A 14,731-nucleotide genomic window follows, 5' to 3' on the forward strand; every position below is an offset into this window, starting at 1 on the left:
GAAGAGCCTAACGACTGAGACTGCAATTACCCAACTTGGGGTAAATCATTTAGTTCAATACACTTGCACCTACTTCCGAAGTGCCTCCAAAATTTCTTCATCCCTATCATAAATATCCTGTCGGAAATGTCCCTGTCCCTTGGAGTCCGCCCAAAAAGTAAGGTATAGTAGCACTACGGGGATTTTGCGATCCAAATTCACGATCTGCTCATGGGATTGATTCATGGCAGCATTTATTTTCTCAGTGGTCCAGGAATCATCTCCCTTCAGCAAAAGTGAAGCAAAATCTGCTGGGTTTTGAAGTCGAATGCATCCATGACTTAGTGCCCGATCTTCTCTCGTGAAAAGACTCCTGGCGGGCGTATCGTGGATATATACACTGTATTCATTAGGAAACATAAACTTCACTAATCCCAGAGAATTGGTAGGCCCCGGCTTTTGTCTTACCATGTAGGGAATAGATTTTCCGCTCCAGTTTACGGTAGATGGATCTACAGGTTTGCCTGAATAAGTCACCACCTCCATGTTCTTTTGCGCTAGGTAATTCGGATTTTTTCTCACGGCAGGCATCACTTCATTTCTGACGATGGAAGTCGGCAGATTCCAATAAGGACTAAAAACAATGTAACTCATCGCTGAAGAAAATATCGGGGAGGCATGATATTTTTTGCCGACAATCACCCTCGCACTGAAGAGTGTGTCTCGATTACTTAGGTAATCAAGCTGGTAGTTTGCGATATTCACTACAATCATTTCAGCCCCCCTTAAGGTATCAGGAAGCCATCGCAGTCGCTCCATATTGACCGAAGCAATAGCTATTAGGTCAGACGGCGATTGATTCAAAGCAGTAACGGTATTCTTACCTAGTGCGCCATCAGGTTCTAGGCCATTTCTATCCTGAAATTGCTTAACTGCAGCGTACATCGTAGAATCATAGACCTTTTCATCCTCAAAAGGGTATTCACCTAAATATTTCCAAAAAGCTAATCGCTGCCGCAAATTTGGAACACCGCTGTTGCTATCTCCCACTTTGATGGTTTTAGCGACCTTCACATCTTTCCAATTTAGCGTGTCTGCCTTGCGGATTTCATCTAATGCGCGAATTACTTCACGACCCTTTTTGTAGATAGTGACGTGAGGATAAAGGGTCTCTAGTGTCTGTCTTATTTGCTTCCTATTCACTGCAGATTCAAGCAGATTTATGTAGGAAACTTTTGAAGTTTTTGGAGCAATGTCCCAATCACCTTTGAGTTTTTGTGGATCAACTTTACCTATCTCTAGATGTGCTGCCAAATGAAAAAAAGCATCGGAAAGTAACAATTCCACATCCGCCAAATCATCCAGTGCATTGGCTTTGTTGAGCTTTTTATTGGCTTCAAACTGAGTAAAAAAGACGTTGATCAACTCTAAGTGATAGTCTTGTGGATTCAGTCCATCAAACTTGCTTTGCATGATTTCAAACCTCAACTCATAAGCCAGCTCGGTCAATCTTCCAGCTTCTGACCAGATTTGGGCAAATTGCCGGTCGAAGTAGAATTGGTGAATCTCAGTCTTCGCAAAGAGCTCGCTTCCTCTTACACTCAAGGGAATATCCGGCTGATCCTGCTCCAATCGGATACGAATGTTATCCCGAATATCAGTGCTCTGAGCCAAACAAAAAAGCCCCGGAGCAAAGCTCAGGAGCATTAGTAACATGACATGTCTAAACATACGGATCATTAATTAGTCACCTCAAAATCCTGGTACTTTCTGCCTAGTGACCAAGCTTCTTTTAGCATCTCCAGAAATTCACCCATCTTATGAAGTGGGATCAAATTAGGCCCATCGCTCAGTGCTTTGGATGGTTCTGGATGAGTTTCTATGAAAAAACCATCGATCCCAGTACCAGCAGCTGCTCTCGCCAAAATAGGCGCAAACTCTCGCTGACCACCACTCGTACCTCCTTGACCTCCAGGCTGCTGAACTGAATGGGTGACATCAAATACCACTGGTGCATACTGACGCATGATCGGGAGACCGCGCATATCCACTACCAGATTGTGATAGCCCAGGGAAAAACCTCTTTCCGTCAAACAAACATTTTCATTGCCGGTAGATCTTACTTTGGTCACTGCATATTGCATATCCTCAGGCGCCATGAACTGGCCGCGTTTGATTTTGACAGCTTTTCCACTTTCGCCTGCGGCCAAAAGTAAATCCGTCTGTCTGCACAAAAACGCAGGAATCTGAAGGACGTCCACCACTGCTGCTACCTCGTTCACTTGGTGACTTTCATGGATATCTGTTACTAAAGGGACGTTCAGAGCATTTCCTACTCGCTGCAAAACTTCCAGCGACTTATCCATTCCTATACTGCGAAAAGAGCCTGAAGAAGTACGGTTTGCCTTATCAAAAGAAGCTTTGAACACATAAGAAAAACCATGCTGTTCGGCCCAATCCTTTACTTTGGTGCCTATTTCCAAACATATATCAAAGCTTTCCACTGCACAGGGGCCTGAGAAAAGCACCGGTTTATTTTCACCCAAAATCACCGAATCAGTGATTCTCATGGGCTGATTATTTCTTGTCATTGTCGGTTAGGGATAAAGTATCAATTAATGAGACTAGCTCGCCATTGGCATGAAGTAGAAGATCTCCGACCTCTCTGAAAACTCCTTTTCCGCCTGCAAATCTCGACACATAATGTGCAAAGGGCTTGATATATTCGATGGCATCGCTCGGCACTACTGCTAGTCCAACGCGTGACAAAATCGGAAGATCGATCAAATCATCTCCGATGAAAGCGACCTCTTCGGCTGTCAGTTCTAAGGTGTCCAAGACTTCTTGGAATTTCTTACCCTTATTCTTCACACCGTGGTAATGAAAGTCAAACTTCAATTCCTCACAGCGATTTTGCACTACATAGGATTCTCTGCCTGTGATGGAGCCCACCATCAATCCGCTTTTGCGGAGGTGATAGATGATCAATCCATCCTTCACATTGAATTTCTTCAATTCCAATTTATTATCATCATAGATGATACCACCGTCAGTCATCACTCCGTCTATGTCAGTGATTACCAATTTTATTTTGGCGGCTTTTTCCCAAACTTCTTCTGAAATATGGGAAAAATAGGCTGCTATTATTTTTTCTGTTTCCATTGGATTGAATAAAGATCGAGCCTTCTCTGCTCTAGGTTTCGCACACTTCCTGCTTTACGCTGCTTAGTCAGTAGATCCAAGTCCACATCTGCTACGATGATAGTTTCCTCGTTTTCGGAGGCCATAGCGACTACTGCATCGTGTGGAAAAGAGAAGTCAGAGGGAGAGTAAATGGCCGCTTGGGAATATTGTATATCCATGTTTTCCACCTTCGGAAGGTTGCCTACCGAGCCTGTGATTGCCACGTAACACTCGTTTTCGATAGCACGGGATTTGGCACAGGTATTTACCCGAAGGAAAGCATTCTTGGTATCCGTCCAAAAAGGAACAAACAGAATATCCATTTCTTGCTCGGCCAGGATTCTTCCCAGCTCAGGGAATTCCACATCATAGCAGATCAAAATTCCGATTCTTCCCGCGTCCGTATCAAACACATTGATGCCGTTTCCGCCCTGCAATCCCCAGTAAGATGCTTCATCAGGGGTAATGTGCAGCTTGTATTGCTTGTCCTGAGTACCGTCTCTTCGGCATAGGTAACTTACATTTCGTAGCTTTTTCCCATCATACTCCGGCATGGAACCTGCCACGATGTTCACGTTATAAGAAACAGCCAGATCACTCATCCTACTGATAATCTCATCCGTGTAATCTGCCAAATTACGGATCGCTTCGGAGGCGTCCATGTCATTGAATTCCGCCAAAAGAGGCGCATTGAAAAACTCAGGAAGCAGACAGAAATCCGACTTGTACCCAGAAACGGTATCTACGAAAAACTCTACTTGCTGCATCAGATCATCTACGTTCGAGAAGCGACGCATTTTCCACTGAACTAGCCCTAGTCGAACGATTGACTTCTTATTACCAATTAACTTTTCGTCCTTTTCGTAGTAAATATTTATCCATTCCAAAAGAGTGGCATAAGCCCTAGAATCTGTATCAGATGGCAAATATTTGGTAATTACTTTTCGTACGTGAAACTCATTGGCGAGCTGAAACGATAAGACCGGATCATACACCTCCTTATTTTTCACTAGGTCAATGTATTTCCTAGGGGTGATGTCGTCAGCGTAATTTTTATATCCTGGAATTCGTCCACCTGCAATGATGGATCTTAGGTTTAGATTTTCGCAGATTTCCTTGCGAACGTCATATAATCTTCGACCGAGGCGCATCCCGCGATAATCGGCGTGTACAAATACATCAGTGCCATACAGCGTATCTCCATCCATATCATGGGTGTCAAATTTGCCATAGCCAGTGATCTGATCATAGGTGTGATTGTCCCCAAACTTGGTGTAATCCACTACTATACTCAGTGCAGCGGCCACCAGTTTGCCATTATCTTCGATTCCAATTTGACCCTCTGGAAAAGCTTTCAATTGATTTTTAAACTCTTGCTTGGTCCAAGCTCCACCTTGATTCTTATAGATGGAATTCATGATCTCTAGTATATCATCATAGTCAGCAAGCTTTACATTTCTAAGCTTTAGCCTATGCTCTAACTCTTCTTTTTGTTTGCTCATGGTTCAAAATTAGCCAAAATCAATTGAAAACTCCCAAAGACTATACCTTAAAGAAGCCAGGTGGAAAATCTTTGAAAGATCAGGTTTTTAAAGAATTTTGGTACTTTGAGCGCAAATCTCAATAGTTTTAAGATTCACCAGAAATTCAGTAAGCGCAAAATATAAATGCAAGAAGGAATACAAGAAATAGCTCCAGAAAAAGTCCAAGGTTTTATTGAGTGGATAGAACAAATTTTGAGCTACAGTCTTGTGAGTTTGGGAGAGTCCAAGCTTACGGTTGGCTTAATCCTTACCTTGATCATATCCTTCATTGTGCTCTTCGTAGTCACTGAATGGATACGAAAACTACTTGTAAACAAAGTCCTTACCCGCTATCAGATCGAAGCCGGCACCAGATCTTCGATCGGAATGATAGTCAAGTATGTGCTCGTATTGGCGGGGGTATTTTCCATTCTTCAGACGAATGGAGTTGATTTAAGTGCTTTTGGAATTTTGGCCGGTGCACTCGGTGTAGGTATTGGTTTTGGTCTTCAAAACATCACCAACAACTTTATTTCAGGACTGATCATCCTCTTTGAGCGGCCTATTAAAGTGGGCGACAGGATAGAAGTAGGCGAAGTGTCAGGAGATGTGATTCGAATATCTGCACGTTCTACTACTATCGTGACCAATGACAACATTACGATCATTGTTCCAAACAGCCAATTCATAGACAGTCCAGTGATCAATTGGTCGCATAATGATCGAAACATTCGATTCAATTTTCCGGTGGGAGTTTCGTACAAAGAAGACCCAGAAAACATCAAAAAAATATTGATGGAAGCAGCAAAAGAAAATAATGGCGTACTAAACATCCCTCCACCGGATGTGCTTTTTGAAAGCTACGGAGACAACAGCATCAATTTCATTTTGCGTGTCTGGTCCTCAGAGTATATCAATCGACCAAAAGTGCTGAAAAGCCAATTATATTATGCGATCTTCAAAAAATTTGGTGAGCAAGGCATAGAAATACCATTCCCTCAGCGTGACCTCCACTTAAAATCAGGATTTGAAAAGTTGGATAAATAGCCTAAATTTCACGAATAATCCCATTTTTGGTAAACTCCCATGATGGCCATTTATGAAAAAAACTCTCCTTATTTTACTTTTTTTCTCTTCCACACTGGCTTATTCTCAGAGTTTTTATCGTTTCAAATTTGAGGAACCTTGGTCATTTTCTGCTAGTGCTGGTGCTACTCAGTACTTTGGGGAATTATATTCTTTCTGGAAATACAACGAGGGAGTTCAACCTGACTGGAACGCCAACATAGGCATACATTATACCTTTGGCACCAACCTGAGGGCTAGGCTAGATTTCTCCTATATTAAGATGTCTGGGCAGGATCCACCATCCGATCCACGTGCTAACAGAGCTATTCGAAACCTGAATTTTAGGGCTCAAAACTGGGAAGGAACGGCTATGATCGAGTATTATTTGTTTCCAGTGAAGCTTCCAAATATTCATCGAAATCTGTGGAATCCTTACATTTTTGCAGGTATAGGAATGTCCACAAATACGCCAAAAACTCAGTTGGATGGAGAATGGGTGGATTTGCGACCGCTTCAGCTAGAAAACAATCCCTATGAAAAAAACATCGTGGTATTCCCGATGGGGCTGGGCCTGAAGTACAAGCTGAATGTCTATATGGATTTGACTGTAGAGGGGAATTACCGCTTTACACTCACAGATTACATGGATGATATTTCCGCGTACAATATCAGTGAGTTTTACCTGGATCTGGTGGATGATTATGTGACTGGAAACAATCCTGACCGTCTAAGATTAGCCGTTAGAAATCCCGATTTCCTGGATGAGAATGGCTTGCCAGATGTAGATAAAATCCTTAGAAATAATGGCAGAATCCGAAGAGGTTCAGGCCTTACCCATCGTTATGATGGGTATATGACAGTTAATGTTGGTGTAGAAATCTATCTTTCACCTGATATCTGGGACAACTTCTTCTTCAGAAACAGAGTGAATGAGAAGGCTTTCCGATTCTGGTAGGGGTAATTTCAACTTAGAAATCTCAAATTTCTAATTCCATTTTAATATCGCATCTACAATATTTACCCTCCTCTAGTTCTGCTGCTTTAAAGCCCAGCTTTTGGTAAATTTTCAGTGCCTGCACTAGCTTAGAGTGACTGTAAAGTACTACTTTCTTTGCTCCCATTTCTTTGGCTTTTTCCAAAATAGCCCTCCCAAGTAGAAGCCCCACTCCTTTACCTTGTGGAGAAGCCATCACCCCCATTTTGATCATTTCAACTTCCGACTCTGTAATCCTATGGAGACCAACGGTACCTACGATTTCCGTCCCCAGCCGGGCAAAAAGAATGGCTCCTCCAGGTTTGATAATCGTCTCGGCTGGACTGTCGAATTGAGCGCGATCGAAAGCCTCAACAGAAAACAGCTCTTCTACCCAGGGCTGGTTAATAGTTTTGAAAAAAGGGCTCAATTCATCCGAATACGGGACTATTTCAATCTGATTCATTTGTTATTTATACCTAAGGAAATCCAAAAATAAAAAGAATCAACTAGCTTAGACCTACAATCAATACGCTCAGTTGCCATGAATCTCAGAAAAATCACCCTGCTCCTCCCTCTATTTCTACTCGTATTTCTAGCAAATGCTCAGACTCCAGAGCAGAAACTAGAACAACTAGGACTCTCCCTGCCCGAAGTGGGCTCTCCTATCGCAAACTATGTGAAGTGGAAGCAAGTAGGCAATCTTCTTTACCTGTCAGGTTCTGGGCCTGATGTATATGGTAAGGTAGGCGCCGACTTAACGATTGACGAGGGCTACCAAGCAGCCAGAGAAACTGGTTTGGAAATCATAGCGGTACTGAAAGTAGCTACAGGAGGAGACTTGACCAAAATCAAACAGTTCGTCAAAGTGCTGGGAATGGTTAATTCTGCCCCAGACTTTACCAAGCAACCGGCGGTCATCAATGGATTTTCGGACTTGATGGTGGAGATTTTTGGAGAAAAGGGAAAACATGCCCGCTCAGCCGTAGGCGTGGCTGCCTTACCTAATAACATGGCCGTGGAAATAGAAGTGATCGTTGAGATTAAAGAATAAACAACTAGAAAGGCTCAATTAAAATTTTTCTGGCGCATGACATTCTTTAATTTTTTTATTTAAGACACTCATCTTCTTTATTTTTTTGTATAAATTGAAAGGAATATTTTAACTGATGTGATTTTACTCAATTAATTTTCCTGATGAACAAGCCAATATTTACTGTTATTCTAATCGCCTTTTCTCTTTTTTCTACGCTATCGGTTTTTGCTCAAGAAACCGATCGACTGCCTATCAAAGGCTTTGCGATAGCAGCTCCTTCGCCGGATGAAGTAGATCGATTTGTCAAGTTCATCGATGAAGAGCTAGGGACTAGAGGAGTAAATACCTTGGTGCTCCGAGTGGATTACAACTATGAATTCGATTCTCACCCTGAATTAAGAAACGAAACCGCTCTGAGCACTTCGGATGTCAAAAAACTGGTAACTGTAGCCAAGAAACATGAAATAAAACTCATTCCTCAGATCAATCTACTGGGTCATCAATCCTGGGCGGAAGATTTGGAGAATTTGCTGAAGGTCTATCCCCAGTTTGACGAAACGCCCCATGTGAAGATGCCTGAGAAATACGAGTGGCCAAATGAGGATGGTCTCTATTGCAAAAGCTACTGCCCGCTCCATCCAGAGGTACATGAAGTTGTATTTGCACTGATGGATGAAATATGTGAGGTATTTGAGGCAGACGCCTTTCATGCAGGTATGGACGAGGTGTTCTACATAGGCGACGATAAATGTCCACGATGTGCCGGCAGAGACAAGGCAGAGCTTTTCGCAGGAGAAGTCACCAAAATCAGCAATCATCTGGCAGCTAATGACCGAGAACTTTGGATCTGGGGAGATCGACTGATAGATGGCAAAACTACCGGGCTAGGCATGTGGGAAGCTAGTATGAATAATACGCATAGAGCTATCGACCTAATCCCTAAGAATGTCATCATCGCCGACTGGCACTACGAACGCCCGGATCAGACGGCTGTATTATTTGCTGCCAAAGGCCTCAAGGTAGTCACCGGAACCTGGAGGAACCCCACTGTAGCCATCGCTCAGGCGGAGGATATGTACAGATTCAGAGCAAACTCAACTCCTGCGATGAAGGAAAACTTCTATGGCATCATGCAAACTGTCTGGACCAGCGCGAGTAGATTTATGGATGGATTCTATGCAAATACCCTAGATCAAGATGGAGGAACCAATACCCAGTGGCATACTTTCCGAAAGATGTATGAAAAGGTAAATGAGGTAGAGAAAAGATAATTGCCATAGGACTAATTAACTATATAGTGCAATTTCCCATTATCAGATGTATCAATAGCTACTTTCTCTGTCCTTCTAGGAATTCCAAGCGCTGTGTAATTTCCTATCATTCCTGAAACCTCAGCTATATCTCCAGAAATAGTGCAATTATCCTCCGAGAGAGCCATTCCAAAATCCTTCCTGGATTTAAAAACCAGATCAAATTTCTGCCCTGACTTCAGTTCCACATAGGAGATGGTAGAATTTTCCGAAATAGTCACATTACTATTTACAGAATTGATCAAAAGTGAATCCTGAGAAAACCGCTTTAAGTCTAAACTAGTGGTGTTTTTTACTATCAGATGCTTCAGACTACTCACCCTCAACGTGTAACCACCGTTGCTTGCATTGCGGAGATTGTTGATGAAAAGCGTATCATTTTTTACGATATAATCTTGAATTGCTGCTGTCTTAGGCGGCTTAATATTCTCTCCACTTATCTCATCGTATTCCAATTGATTCGTCTCTCCAGGAAATATTCGAAGATTCGATGCTGCACTGATATGGATTACTGAGAAATCCTGTAAGTCAGTAGTTTCATTCCTCACATCTGTTTTAATAGTAGTATGTTTTATAGTTCCAATACCTTTAGAAACAAGCAGCTTAGCCGCAAATCCGCTAGAAACAATTAGCGTAACCATGATACTCAGCCAAGAAATTGTCAAAAAGGATATAATTAGAGTCACAAAAAAAAGGAGGATGTCCCCATCCTCCTTTTTCCTTTGCTGAACGCTAGCTTAAAGCCTAAATCTCAAGCCGGCTGTAGCAAAAAGGCCTCTACTTTTTCCTACGTCGATTGTGCTCACGTCCGACAAATCAGTGACGGACCACTCATAGGCTACCTCCACGAAAAGTATGGAGAAATCAACACCTGCTCCAGCAAATACACCATAGGAGGCTGAATTGAAATCGTCCTTGTCAAAACCATCACCTACACTAGTCAATAAAAAAGCAGATCCACCCCCAAACGCCCTCAATACAGCAGTGGACTCACTATTGCCTAAAATATTTAATCCCACCGCAACAGGAATTCTAAAACCATTAAAGTCGGCCTCAAAATCATCCTGAGAAGGGTTATTAGGATCTGAATAGTCAGTTGATTTACCTACATAATAGAGTCCCGGCTCAAAGTAAAACTTGTTTCCAAAGGCCATGCTTGCCCCCAGCTGCCACCCGGCTTTGCCGCTTGCTTCCCCGGAATTGGTGGTGAAATCACTAAAATTCACCCCTACCCCAGGCTTTAGCACCTGCGCCTGTGCGTACATTCCTGCACCACAAACCATTAATAAAATCAATAGATACTTTTTCATGAGCTATGTTTTTTCATTTTAAAACTAATAAAATTCAATCATAGAATTCCATCCCATTAGGGTAGAACTTCAATTTATTAGTGTATTCATACCATAATTGCTATGCAATATCCTTAGTTGGCTGTCGCCTGGAATTGGTACTAGCTTTACTTGGGGAAAAGAGGTTACGAAAGTCAACTAGGGCAAAGCTCTAAACTTTGGTAAAAATTAATTAAACCAATACAAATTAAAAATTCCAGCTTCTGGAAAAGCAGGACTACATGTAGAGCCAAAGTAAGAACTTCGAATTCGCTCAGTCTGACTTTTTGAAAAGTAAATCTTTATTTATCCTCTAATCATTTCAATCTAAGACCTAACCAGCGACCTCTGCGCAATCTCCGTGTGCTCTTTACTTAAACATAAAAAAGATGCCACCTCCAACCGGAAGCAGCATCTAAACCACTCAACCCCAACTATTAACCAAACTAGGCAAGGAAAAGAGAAGCAATTCCGAGCACTTGATCTTTGCTCAGTGGCTCATCCCAGCCCTCTGATACTGCACCAGCATCTATTCCGGTCAGATTCACGATGTTTACACCCCCATGCATAACATTCTGCTCGCCATCATAGATTGCTTGTGTTGGAGCTGGAAGACTACCTCTGGAATCATTGGTAATCCAACCCTTCACTGTATCCTGGCCTTTTTTGGTTCTTAATCTTCGGACCATGGAAGCATGTCTAGCCTCCACTGAATGGATAGAAAGCGCGGCTGTCAATACCACGTCGTTTTCCATAACATTGCCTGCCTGACCCTTGTATGCTCTCACGCCAGTATCTTCAAAGGCTTGAGAAAGTGCCAAAAATGTAGGGTAATCAGAGAATGGCATGAAATTACCACCTGCTGTAAAGTCAAATTCTGGCTCAGCCACCGCCGTACCATTTAGTACATTAGTGATCACTTCGGTGAGGAAATTCACGTGAGCCAACTCATGGTCTCTGATTTTGTTGAAAATAGCTGCATCTGCTCCTGCTATGACTCCTGACTCTATACCCATCTGGTAATATCTATACTCTAGATGCTCCAGGGTCAAGGCAAAATTCAATACGCCAATCAAACTTGCGGTATCTGCTTTCGCCACCTTCGGCAAAGATGATAGAATACCCAGCGGTACAGCAGCCATGGCCACTTTCTTACTCATGTCTCCAAACTTGCGGAAGGCATCTCTTCTTGAAAAGAATAGTTCTTTTTCCTCCGGACTGTTAGTATCCGGGCACATTTTATCTAATAAATTCAATAAGTTCATGTCGTTATAGTTTATGGTGGTGGATTAGGATGGCAATTGACTAAAGTCAATCGGTGTCTTTACATAGGTGCTGGCAGCAGTCAATACTTCCGAGAAGCTCAACGTACGCTCAAGTCCATTCGCGTCGATCAAATCGTCGCCTGCAAAATCTGCAGAACCTGGATTCAACAAATCTCTGATCGCAGCAGCATGTCTCGCTTCTACTGAAACTATTTTTCCTGCGATCAGCAAGTAATCTACACTTTGAATAAATTGTCCAGCACCGTTATAGGCAGCAACGCCCAAATCCTCAAAAGTCTTGGCTGCATTCAATACCGACATTCTATCTCCAAAATTGATAGCGCTAAAATCTACTTCTAGGCCAGGTATCGCCGCATCGCCAAGTGCAGCTTTGAAAAACTCTCGGTGAGCTCTTTCATGCTTTTCCAAATCTCCCATAATGGTCTTCTCTTCTGCACTCGCATTAGCAAAGTACCCTCCTTGAATCACAGCGGCATAAAATGCTGCTTCCAATTGCTCCAAGGCATAGGCATAATTCAATATTCCAATATCGCCTGATCCTAATTTTACACCGTTCATTGGCATAGGATCCATGTCTTCCACGTCTTTGCAGCCTACCATGATCAATCCTGCGGCAGCTACCGATAAGGAGCCTGTTCTAAGGAACTGTCGGCGATTTGCATTTTTGAGCAGTCCCTGCGGCTTAATTAATTCATCTTTCATTTTCTGTGTGTTTAGGTTAATAATAAGATTATGGTTTTCGTAAAATTGTAGTACCATCAGTACCCGATTTGACCGATCTGCTACTTTAAATTCAATTACGAAGCCTAAGTCCCACCTGGATTGAGCAAACCCTTAAGTTTTTTGAGATAAATCAAAATTGAATGGTATTTTGAACTTGAAATAAGGCTGTCACACCTATTTGAATCTCTTTAAAATCCCCTTTTTAAACCTCACAACTATGAAAAAGCCACTTTTAGCATTTATTCTGCTTTTCCCATTTTTCCAGATAAATGCGCAAGAAAAAATCTCCACCCGGCAAATGAATCTTATCAATTGGATGGAGTTTGCGGAATATGTACCTGGGCAAATAAATACCGTTTTATTACCAACTGGGACATTAGAACCCCATGGAGTAGTGAACAATGGAGCCGATAACACAGCCCCAGAAGCGATGGCCCAAGACATAGCCGAAGAGCTCAACGCGCTCATCGCTCCCACCTTAAACTATGGAATCACGGGCAGCATGGCGGCTTTCCCGGGTGCGTTTCAAATCTCAGAAGCAGCCTATCGCCCATTTATTAGAGATATTTTGTTAGGGTTAGCAAAAAATGGCTTTCGGAATATCATTATCCTGAATGGGCACGGGGGCGAGCAGACGAAGGTTTTACAGGAGGTAGCTGGAGAAGTAGCTAACGAAGTAGGCGTGAGAACGCTCGTGCTGAACTGGTGGTCTTTTGCGGCTGATGTGACCTTGGAAGTGTTCAACGAAGATGGAGGACATGCCGGACTAAACGAAACCGCTTATATCCAAGCCATCGACCCGACTTTGGTACACAAAGAAAGATACCACGCAGATCTGGCGACACCCTATCCTGCAACTGGCACTTGGTCGGCTGTTCCTTTCCCCTCCTCTATTGGCTTGTACAAGGAAGGCCAAGGTTATCCCAACTTTGATCAGGCTCAGGCCGATGAGTATTTTGAAAAAGTAAATGCAAAAATCTCTGCATTCATCCAAGAAGTGGTCAGAAAATGGGATTTAGCAGGATTATAACTACTTTACATGTATATGAAAACTACAACTTTTAAACCTCTCGCTGCACGATCAATCGGCATCTTAGTCTTTTTATTAGTAGCAACCCTAGCCTTCAGCCAAGAGCAAGATTTCAAAAAAACAGTCATCTCCAGAGAATTCTTTTCCGAAGGAGTAGCTACAGGAGACATGAATAAAGATGGTCAACTAGATATAGTGGCGGGGTATTACTGGTTTGAAGCGCCCACTTGGACGCAGCACCAAATTTCCTCTTCCCGGGCTTTTGACCCGAGAAAAGAATACAGCAATTCCTTCTTGAACCTGGGAATGGACGTCAATCTAGATGGCTGGGACGACATCGTGATTATTGACTATCCCGGCACTCCCGCCTACTGGTTTGAAAATCCAAAAAGTGAAAGTAACGACTGGAAGAAACACATCATCGCAGATTCTGTGGGTATTTCCAATGAATCTCCGGCCTTTGTGGACATGGACGGAGACGGTAGAGTTGACATCCTATGCGGTGACTATAAAACTAGACAAATAATTTGGCTTCAAGCGCCAACAGAACCTGGCGAGACGGAATGGAAACGATTTGAGCTGACGGCGGAAAATGTGCCTGGTACTGATAGATTTTCTCATGGATTAGGGTATGGTGATATCAATGGCGACAAAATCAAAGACGTAGTGATTTCCGAAGGATGGTTTGAAGGAAAAACTGATCTAAAGTCAGGAGACTGGATTTTTCACCCGGCTGCCATCAGTGACAAAGCCGCTCACATGCAGATCTTGGATGTGAATGGGGATTTCAAAAATGATGTAGTGAGCTCCTCGGCGCACGCTATGGGCGTATGGTGGCAGGAATATGTCAATGACTCTACCTTCAAAACTCACCTGATCAATAACCTCACCTCTCAAACCCATGCCACCATCCTGGCAGATCTCAACGGCGATGGGAACATGGAAATGATCGCCGGTAAAAGGTACCTAGCCCATAATGGAAATGACCTCGGTGATGCTGATACACCCTATTTGTTTTATATAGAATTCACCCCTATGATTGGGCCTTTCGTACGAGAACACATCATAGACAACGACTCCGGAGCCGGGCTTAACATCGCCGTGCAGGACATGAATCAAGATCAAAAACCCGACATCGTCATAGCAAATAAGAATGGGATCTTCCTTTTTGAAAATAGGATAAAACAGTAGGATTGACAGAGATCCAACCAGAATCCCACATACCATTACTCATCCGCAGGGTAGGTCCGCTCTGTAACCGTTAAGCCTTACTTATACGCCAGTATTCACAG

At 42.8% G+C, this 14,731-nt stretch carries 15 protein-coding genes; 6 read left to right on the top strand and 9 right to left on the bottom strand.

Annotated features, from left to right (window positions below; genetic code table 11):
* Positions 1 to 69 precede the first annotated feature (69 nt).
* The 4 genes from ABJH64_RS12640 to ABJH64_RS12655 are packed head-to-tail and all read right to left on the bottom strand — an operon-like array spanning position 70 to position 4,664.
* The gene (locus ABJH64_RS12640; RefSeq protein ID WP_348299817.1) at positions 70 to 1,710 is read right to left on the bottom strand and encodes a L,D-transpeptidase family protein; all 1,641 of its coding nucleotides are present in this window, start codon (positions 1,708 to 1,710) and stop codon (positions 70 to 72) included.
* 8 nt (positions 1,711 to 1,718) lie between these two features.
* Positions 1,719 to 2,570: a 3-deoxy-8-phosphooctulonate synthase gene (gene kdsA, locus ABJH64_RS12645; RefSeq protein ID WP_348277337.1), complete on the bottom strand. Its 852-nt coding sequence runs from the start codon at positions 2,568 to 2,570 to the stop codon at positions 1,719 to 1,721.
* Positions 2,557 to 3,141 (bottom strand): HAD-IIIA family hydrolase, encoded by a 585-nt coding sequence (locus ABJH64_RS12650; RefSeq protein WP_348277336.1) that lies wholly within the window; start codon positions 3,139 to 3,141, stop codon positions 2,557 to 2,559. The genes kdsA and ABJH64_RS12650 overlap by 14 nt, the downstream gene beginning before the upstream one ends.
* Positions 3,123 to 4,664 (bottom strand): GNAT family N-acetyltransferase, encoded by a 1,542-nt coding sequence (locus tag ABJH64_RS12655; RefSeq protein WP_348334698.1) that lies wholly within the window; start codon positions 4,662 to 4,664, stop codon positions 3,123 to 3,125. The genes ABJH64_RS12650 and ABJH64_RS12655 overlap by 19 nt, the downstream gene beginning before the upstream one ends.
* Positions 4,665 to 4,829: 165 nt before the next feature.
* On the opposite strand from ABJH64_RS12655, the gene ABJH64_RS12660 reads away from it, so the two are divergent.
* Both ABJH64_RS12660 and ABJH64_RS12665 read left to right on the top strand, forming a co-directional pair.
* Complete coding sequence (locus ABJH64_RS12660) at positions 4,830 to 5,732, top strand: mechanosensitive ion channel domain-containing protein (protein ID WP_348277334.1); 903 nt, start codon at positions 4,830 to 4,832, stop codon at positions 5,730 to 5,732.
* 52 nt (positions 5,733 to 5,784) lie between these two features.
* Positions 5,785 to 6,708 carry a DUF6089 family protein gene (locus ABJH64_RS12665; protein WP_348277333.1) on the top strand — a complete coding sequence of 308 codons (924 nt, stop codon included), beginning with the start codon at positions 5,785 to 5,787 and terminating at the stop codon, positions 6,706 to 6,708.
* Positions 6,709 to 6,730: 22 nt separating this feature from the next.
* Here ABJH64_RS12665 and ABJH64_RS12670 read toward each other — a convergent pair whose 3' ends face one another.
* The gene (locus ABJH64_RS12670) at positions 6,731 to 7,192 is read right to left on the bottom strand and encodes a GNAT family N-acetyltransferase (RefSeq protein WP_348277332.1); all 462 of its coding nucleotides are present in this window, start codon (positions 7,190 to 7,192) and stop codon (positions 6,731 to 6,733) included.
* Between the two features lie 78 nt (positions 7,193 to 7,270).
* Here ABJH64_RS12670 and ABJH64_RS12675 point away from each other — a divergent pair, with 78 nt between their 5' ends.
* Both ABJH64_RS12675 and ABJH64_RS12680 read left to right on the top strand, forming a co-directional pair.
* Positions 7,271 to 7,780 (top strand): RidA family protein, encoded by a 510-nt coding sequence (locus tag ABJH64_RS12675; protein WP_348277331.1) that lies wholly within the window; start codon positions 7,271 to 7,273, stop codon positions 7,778 to 7,780.
* A 143-nt stretch (positions 7,781 to 7,923) separates the two neighbouring features.
* The gene (locus tag ABJH64_RS12680; protein WP_348277330.1) at positions 7,924 to 9,033 is read left to right on the top strand and encodes a family 20 glycosylhydrolase; all 1,110 of its coding nucleotides are present in this window, start codon (positions 7,924 to 7,926) and stop codon (positions 9,031 to 9,033) included.
* 11 nt (positions 9,034 to 9,044) lie between these two features.
* Here the strand turns inward: ABJH64_RS12680 and ABJH64_RS12685 are convergent, their stop codons facing one another.
* The 4 genes from ABJH64_RS12685 to ABJH64_RS12700 form a co-directional block, all read right to left on the bottom strand.
* Positions 9,045 to 9,713, bottom strand: a complete 669-nt coding sequence (locus ABJH64_RS12685) for a hypothetical protein (protein ID WP_348277329.1) — start codon at positions 9,711 to 9,713, stop codon at positions 9,045 to 9,047.
* Between the two features lie 96 nt (positions 9,714 to 9,809).
* Entirely contained in the window at positions 9,810 to 10,382 is a 573-nt protein-coding gene (locus ABJH64_RS12690) for an outer membrane beta-barrel protein (RefSeq protein WP_348277328.1), read from the bottom strand.
* Between the two features lie 464 nt (positions 10,383 to 10,846).
* Positions 10,847 to 11,665, bottom strand: a complete 819-nt coding sequence (locus ABJH64_RS12695; protein WP_348277327.1) for a ferritin-like domain-containing protein — start codon at positions 11,663 to 11,665, stop codon at positions 10,847 to 10,849.
* Between the two features lie 24 nt (positions 11,666 to 11,689).
* Positions 11,690 to 12,388, bottom strand: coding sequence for a ferritin-like domain-containing protein (locus ABJH64_RS12700; RefSeq protein ID WP_348277326.1), 699 nt, complete (start codon positions 12,386 to 12,388; stop codon positions 11,690 to 11,692).
* 238 nt (positions 12,389 to 12,626) lie between these two features.
* Between ABJH64_RS12700 and ABJH64_RS12705 the strand changes: the two genes are divergently transcribed.
* On the top strand, positions 12,627 to 13,439 hold the full coding sequence (locus tag ABJH64_RS12705; protein ID WP_348277325.1) for a creatininase family protein: 813 nt from the start codon (positions 12,627 to 12,629) through the stop codon (positions 13,437 to 13,439).
* 15 nt (positions 13,440 to 13,454) lie between these two features.
* Positions 13,455 to 14,630, top strand: coding sequence for a VCBS repeat-containing protein (locus tag ABJH64_RS12710; RefSeq protein WP_348277324.1), 1,176 nt, complete (start codon positions 13,455 to 13,457; stop codon positions 14,628 to 14,630).
* Positions 14,631 to 14,731: the final 101 nt, after the last annotated feature.

This window comes from Algoriphagus sp. (assembly GCF_039969895.1).
Taxonomy (GTDB): domain Bacteria; phylum Bacteroidota; class Bacteroidia; order Cytophagales; family Cyclobacteriaceae; genus Algoriphagus.